At 66.7% G+C, this 5,123-nt stretch carries 8 protein-coding genes and 1 pseudogene; 2 read left to right on the top strand and 7 right to left on the bottom strand.

What is annotated here, in order from left to right; all coding sequences use genetic code 11:
* A partial coding sequence (locus tag ACE3UY_RS12760; RefSeq protein WP_374687895.1) for a ubiquinone/menaquinone biosynthesis methyltransferase occupies positions 1-631 on the top strand: 631 nt, incomplete at its 5' end.
* An 11-nt stretch (positions 632-642) separates the two neighbouring features.
* Complete coding sequence (locus ACE3UY_RS12765) at positions 643-1,803, top strand: hypothetical protein (protein ID WP_374687896.1); 1,161 nt, start codon at positions 643-645, stop codon at positions 1,801-1,803.
* On the opposite strand, the gene ACE3UY_RS12770 is transcribed toward ACE3UY_RS12765, so the two are convergent.
* From ACE3UY_RS12770 to ACE3UY_RS12800, 7 genes and pseudogenes are all read right to left on the bottom strand, one after another.
* Complete coding sequence (locus tag ACE3UY_RS12770) at positions 1,766-2,068, bottom strand: type II toxin-antitoxin system RelE/ParE family toxin (protein WP_374687897.1); 303 nt, start codon at positions 2,066-2,068, stop codon at positions 1,766-1,768. The two genes, ACE3UY_RS12765 and ACE3UY_RS12770, sit on opposite strands and share 38 nt — an antisense overlap.
* A 1-nt stretch (position 2,069) precedes the next feature.
* On the bottom strand, positions 2,070-2,354 hold the full coding sequence (locus tag ACE3UY_RS12775; protein WP_374687898.1) for an AbrB/MazE/SpoVT family DNA-binding domain-containing protein: 285 nt from the start codon (positions 2,352-2,354) through the stop codon (positions 2,070-2,072).
* 145 nt (positions 2,355-2,499) lie between these two features.
* Positions 2,500-3,180, bottom strand: a complete 681-nt coding sequence (locus ACE3UY_RS12780; protein ID WP_374687899.1) for a hypothetical protein — start codon at positions 3,178-3,180, stop codon at positions 2,500-2,502.
* A 26-nt stretch (positions 3,181-3,206) separates the two neighbouring features.
* Positions 3,207-3,629 carry a PPOX class F420-dependent oxidoreductase gene (locus ACE3UY_RS12785; protein WP_374687900.1) on the bottom strand — a complete coding sequence of 141 codons (423 nt, stop codon included), beginning with the start codon at positions 3,627-3,629 and terminating at the stop codon, positions 3,207-3,209.
* Positions 3,626-4,069 (bottom strand): PPOX class F420-dependent oxidoreductase, encoded by a 444-nt coding sequence (locus ACE3UY_RS12790; RefSeq protein WP_374687901.1) that lies wholly within the window; start codon positions 4,067-4,069, stop codon positions 3,626-3,628. The genes ACE3UY_RS12785 and ACE3UY_RS12790 overlap by 4 nt, the downstream gene beginning before the upstream one ends.
* A 19-nt stretch (positions 4,070-4,088) precedes the next feature.
* Positions 4,089-4,715 carry a class I SAM-dependent methyltransferase gene (locus tag ACE3UY_RS12795; RefSeq protein ID WP_374687902.1) on the bottom strand — a complete coding sequence of 209 codons (627 nt, stop codon included), beginning with the start codon at positions 4,713-4,715 and terminating at the stop codon, positions 4,089-4,091.
* Positions 4,716-4,733: 18 nt separating this feature from the next.
* Positions 4,734-5,123: pseudogene (locus ACE3UY_RS12800) on the bottom strand (hypothetical protein); the annotation flags it as partial.

Raw genomic sequence — 5,123 nt, forward strand, 5'->3', positions numbered from 1 at the left:
CACCATGAACCGGCTGATGACCTTCGGCCAGGATGTGCGCTGGCGGCGCTACGTCATCGGCCAGGCCAACCTGCCGGCCGGCGGCCGGCTGCTCGACATCGCCACCGGCACGGGCGACATCGCCGACGAGGGGCAACAGCAAGTCCCCGGCCTGCGCGCCGTCGGCGGCGACTTCACCATCGAGATGATGCAGGCCGGCAAGCGCCTGCCCGGCCGGGAAACCATCCGCTGGGTGGCGGCCGACACGCTCCGCCTGCCCTTCCCCGACGACACGTTCGACGCCGTCACGTCCGGCTTCCTGATGCGCAACGTCATCGACGTGCCCGGCGCGTGCCGCGAACAACGGCGCGTGATCAAGCCCGGCGGCCGGGTCGTCGTCCTGGAGTCCAGCCCACCTAAGGACAACCTCCTCAAGCCGTTCATCAAGATTCACCTGAACACGATCATCCCCACGCTGGGCCGGCTGGTCACCGGCGAGGCCGACGCCTACCGCTATCTGCCCGACAGCACCCAGGGCTTCCAGGGGCCGGAGGAACTGGCCGCGACAATGCGCGCCGCCGGCTTCGTGGACGTACAATACAAGCTCTTCATGTTCGGCACCATCGCCGTACACGTGGGCACCAAGCCCTGAGCGAAAGACGTATGAACGACGCCACCCGACAGTTGATCCGGGCCATCCACGACAGCCCGCCGCGGGCCATGTTCGCCGCCGCCGGCGCGGGCAGCCAGGCGCTGGCCGATCTGCTGGGCGTGCCCGGCGCGTCGCGGACGCTGCTGGAGGCGCTCATCCCCTACGCCGCCGACTCCTTCGACGAGTTTCTGGGCGGCGCGCCGGAGCAGTACGTGGCCGATGAGACGGGGCGGCTGATGGCCGGCCGGGCGCTGGCCCGCGCCCGCCACCTGCGCGAACTGGAGCTGTGGTCGCCGATTGGGCTGGCCTGCACGGCCACCATTGTCACCGACCGGCCCAAGAAAGGCGAGCACCGCGCCCACGTGGCCGCCTGGACGCCGGAGCGGCTGCGCGCCTACACGCTCTACCTGGAGAAGGGGGCGCGCGACCGGGCGGGCGAAGAGGGCATGGTCAGCGGCCTCATCCTCAACGCGCTGGCCGAGGCTAGCGGGCTGGCAGAGCGCCTGGCGCTGCCCCTGGGCGCGGGCGACCGGCAGTCGGCCGAGACCTACGACTTCGCCGCTCCGGCCGGCCAACTGGCGCGGGGGGAGATCACCCGCTTTGGCATTGAGCCCGACGGCCGCGTCCGGCTGGACGCTGGGCCGGGGGCCGTTCTGTCCGGCTCGTTCAATCCCCTGCACACAGGGCATACGCAACTGGCCGAGACGGCCGAGGCGCTGCTGGGCCGGCCGGTGGCCTTTGAAGTGTCGGCGGTCAATGTGGACAAGCCGCCGCTGGAGCCGGCCGTGCTACTCGACCGGCTGTGTCAGTTCGCCGGCCGCTACCCGGTCTTCGCCGGCCGCGCGCCGACGTTCGTGGAGAAGTCGCGGCTCTATCCGGGGGCGGTCTTCGTCGTCGGCTTCGACACGGCGGCGCGCATCATCCACCCGCGCTACTACGGCGACAGCGAGGCGGCCATGCGGGCCGCGCTGGCCGAGATGCGCGACCGGGGCAACCGCTTCCTGGTGGCCGGCCGCGAGGGGGACGACGGCGGTTTCCACGAGTTGAGCGAGCTGGCGATCCCGGAGGGCTTCGCCGGCCTGTTCACCGCCATCCCGGCGCGGACGTTCCGCAACGATCTCTCCTCCACGGAGATTAGGGCGGCGCTGCGGGCCGAGGCCATGAAAGAGTAAGAAAAGGCTCACGCAGCGTGGCGTCGTGATGACCGACGTTGCGCAGCGTATATGCGTCGTCGCCGATCTCAAAGGTGATGCGAATGTCACGGCCCGCGCGCATTTCCCAAATATCGTCCGTACCTTTGATTCGTTTTACGCGGAGGCCAGGATGGGTGCGATCCTCGGCCAATTGTCGCAGCGCCTTCTTCACTAACTCCTGCTCCGCCGGCTCCAACTTCCGATAAGCGCGCTTGAAACGGTCGGTACGGACGAACGACAGCATCTCACGCCTTGCCATCCAGGTCGTCAAGCAGCCCCTCAACAGAGTCAAAACGTCGGCTCTGTCCCGCGTCGAGTTCGGCCTGCGCCTCGCGCTCGGCCCGCTGCCAGTCGGCCGTCCAGAAGTAAGCTTGCGCCTTATCGATGACCTGCTTCGCTTTCAGGACGAGTCCGTCCTCCGTCACCGTCACTTCCACGTAGTCGCCAACGTCAATCCCCGCGGCGCGCCGGATAGCTGCCGGCAGGGTGATCTGCCCGCCGCGTGTCACCTTGACCAGTTGTTCCATCATCTATTCCTCTTTCAGTAATTTACTGAAATACAGAATATCATGCGTTCGCGTCTTGGACAAGCACGAAAGTAACTCAGGCCAAGGGTAAAGAGTTGTCTTCTTTGCGTTCTTGGCTTTCTTCGCGCTCTTTGCGTGAGCCTTTTCCTTACCGCGTCTTTTCGAGCCGCACATCGCCCGCGCCGACGTTGAACGTCAGCGTCTGCGTCGGGTTGTCGCCGACGGTTGTGTCGATGTCGGCGGCCAGGCCGCCGCCGGGGACGCCCTCGAACTCGCTCTTCACGTCGGCCACGCCGCCGGTCACCACCAACCGAAACGCGGCATCTTCCGGCAGCCTGACTGTGGCGTTGCCCGCGCCGAGGTTAATCGCCACGTCGCCGCCCGGCCGCTCAACAATCACGTCGCCCGCGCTCTGGTTGATCGTCAGCCGCGTGCCGGGCGGGACGAGCAGTTCGAGATCGGCCGAGGGCGTCCTGACCGCTTCCGCGACGGTATCCGGCCCCTCGATGTTGAGCGTCACGTCCGTCCCGCGCTGGGTGAAAGCCATCACGATCTGATCCAGTTGCGCCTGGGCGTCGGCCTCAACGCGCAGCCAGCTCTGCTTGGTCAGATTGGCGGTAATCTTGCCCGCCTCGCCATCGCGCACGACGACGCTGCCGGCGAAGTGGTTCACTACCAGCGACGGCACGCCCCCGACGATCACACCCTGCGTCTCGGACGCCTCGGCGGTGGCGTCGCCTCCTACATTGCCGACCAATCCGCCCAGCCCGCCACAGCCGGCAAGCGTCAGCACCAGCACAACAACCCAAACGACTCGCCTGTCGATCATGGTTTACCTCTTGTGTTTCGGACAGATCACTTGTGGATAGCGTCCAGGGTGATCCTGGTCGCGTGGAGGCGGCAGAGCAGGCGCGTTTCGCGGTCGCGCTGCTCCGGCGGGTAGATGAACCCGTAATAGGCAGGATGAGCCGTGTAGCGCCGCGTGATCTCGTCCAGATGCTCGATCGCGCCGTCCTCCACGAGTTGCGCCTCGGCGCGGATTTCGATGTAGCGGGCGGTGTCGTCGGGATCAACGATGAGCAACGTCACGCGGGGGTCGGCCAGCATATTGCACCCCTTCTGGCGCTCGGCCGTCGTGTTGACGCGGGCGCACTCGCCATCATAATCGCACCACACCAGGCTGGATTGGGGCTGCCCGTCGGGCATCAGGGTGGTCAGCACGCCGTGGATGGGGCGCGTCAGCAGATCGAGGTGGGAAGCGGGGATGGGCAGGCTCACGGCGTCGCCTCCTTCACTTGGCGAGCGTCCAGGCAGACGACGTGTACCGGCCGGATGAGGCACAGCACCGGCGTCTCCGTGGCCTGTAACTCGGCCGGCACGCAACCGCCGAAGTAGGGCGCGCGGCCGGTGTAACGCAGCCCCAGGCCGTCCAGATGGGCCAGCGCGCCGGCTTCGGTCATCACCTCCACCACGCCGCGCACCTCCAGATAGCGCAGCGGCTGGCGCGGGTCGTAGCCGAGCAGCGTCACCCGCGGGTCGCGGCGCATGTTCCGTTCTTTGCGGAAGCCGCGCATGGTGTTGACGCGCACGTGCGTGCCGTCGTAGTCGCACCAGACGACCGTGGTCTGCGGCTGGCCGTCAGGCATCAGCGTAGTCAGCGCCGCGACGGGCGGGCCGTTGATCAGATCTATAAACTCAACCGGGATTTGAACGTCCATGCTGGTGTCCCTGCCTATTTCATTCTTCTGGCGCTTCCTTCCGAGCAACCCAAGTGTAGAAGATGTCCTGGCCGACAAAACATCTCAGCGTCTTCATTGACCGGAAATGGTATTGCCCGAGAAGACCCCCGACATAGGCAGACGAGTGGCTGAAGACTTCCAACCCGCCGGCCGGCAGCCGCTCATAGTGCTGGCCGGACGCGAGCGGGCCGGCCGGCGACTTGGTGGTGAAAGCAAACAGCCCGCCGGCCCGCAGCAGCCGCGCCACTTCGGCGAAGATCGGCTCCAGGTCGGCGAGGAAGTGCAGGACGCCGCAGCAGATGACGTGGTCGAACGCCCCTGCCGCGTAGGGCCAGGGCGTCTGCGCCACGTCGTGGCGCTTCAGGTCAGTGGCAATACCCTTGGCGCGGCACAGGTCGAGCATGGCCGCCGAGAAGTCCATGCCGGAGACGCGCAGGCCGGCCCTGGTGAAGGGCGCGGCAGCCAACCCGCTGCCAATACCCACGTCGAGCAGTCGCTCGCCGGGCCGGACGAAGTCGTAGCTCAACCCGAACAGCGCTTCGGCCAGATAGCATTCGTAGGCGACGATCTGCTCGTCGTAGTCGGCGGCATAGGCGTCGTGGAGGGCGGCGGAGGGGTTGATCATGCGCGGCTCCTATTCATCTCATCGTGTACGAACGAGGTCGGCCTGCTCCACCTGTCGCTGAATGCCCGTCAACATCTTCCGCGCCATCAAGCCATCTATGACTGGCAAGAAGACACTCATGAAAGCTCGGTAAAGCCATGGCCGCGCGTTGGCCCGCGTCCGCAGGAAAAGGCGCGTGTGGTGGCGCGCCGTCTCTTGCAGGACAAAGACCCAACTGAACTCGCCGCCGATGCCCCAGCGGGGGTCGTCGCGGATGCTGGGCGGGAAGAGGTAGCGCGCGTGGGTGTCGGAGTAGAGCGCCAACGCGCGGTTTGGCTCCAGCGCCGCCACGGTGAAGTAGGCCGTGCCGGGTGGGCCGTCGAGGATGACGTCGCCCACCTTCAGGTTTTGGTATTCGGGGACGATCCG

Origin of the sequence: Promineifilum sp. (SeqCode), assembly GCF_041918635.1 — a bacterium.
Taxonomy (GTDB): domain Bacteria; phylum Chloroflexota; class Anaerolineae; order Promineifilales; family Promineifilaceae; genus Promineifilum.

Excerpts from the sequence above, each read along its gene's own strand:
- ACE3UY_RS12765 (WP_374687896.1), top strand. The coding sequence starts at position 643 with ATGAACGACGCCACCCGACAGTTGATCCGGGCCATCCACGACAGCCCG.
- ACE3UY_RS12790 (WP_374687901.1), bottom strand. The coding sequence starts at position 4,069 with ATGGACGTTCAAATCCCGGTTGAGTTTATAGATCTGATCAACGGCCCG.
- ACE3UY_RS12780 (WP_374687899.1), bottom strand. The coding sequence starts at position 3,180 with ATGATCGACAGGCGAGTCGTTTGGGTTGTTGTGCTGGTGCTGACGCTT.
- ACE3UY_RS12775 (WP_374687898.1), bottom strand. The coding sequence starts at position 2,354 with ATGATGGAACAACTGGTCAAGGTGACACGCGGCGGGCAGATCACCCTG.
- ACE3UY_RS12770 (WP_374687897.1), bottom strand. The coding sequence starts at position 2,068 with ATGCTGTCGTTCGTCCGTACCGACCGTTTCAAGCGCGCTTATCGGAAG.
- ACE3UY_RS12795 (WP_374687902.1), bottom strand. The coding sequence starts at position 4,715 with ATGATCAACCCCTCCGCCGCCCTCCACGACGCCTATGCCGCCGACTAC.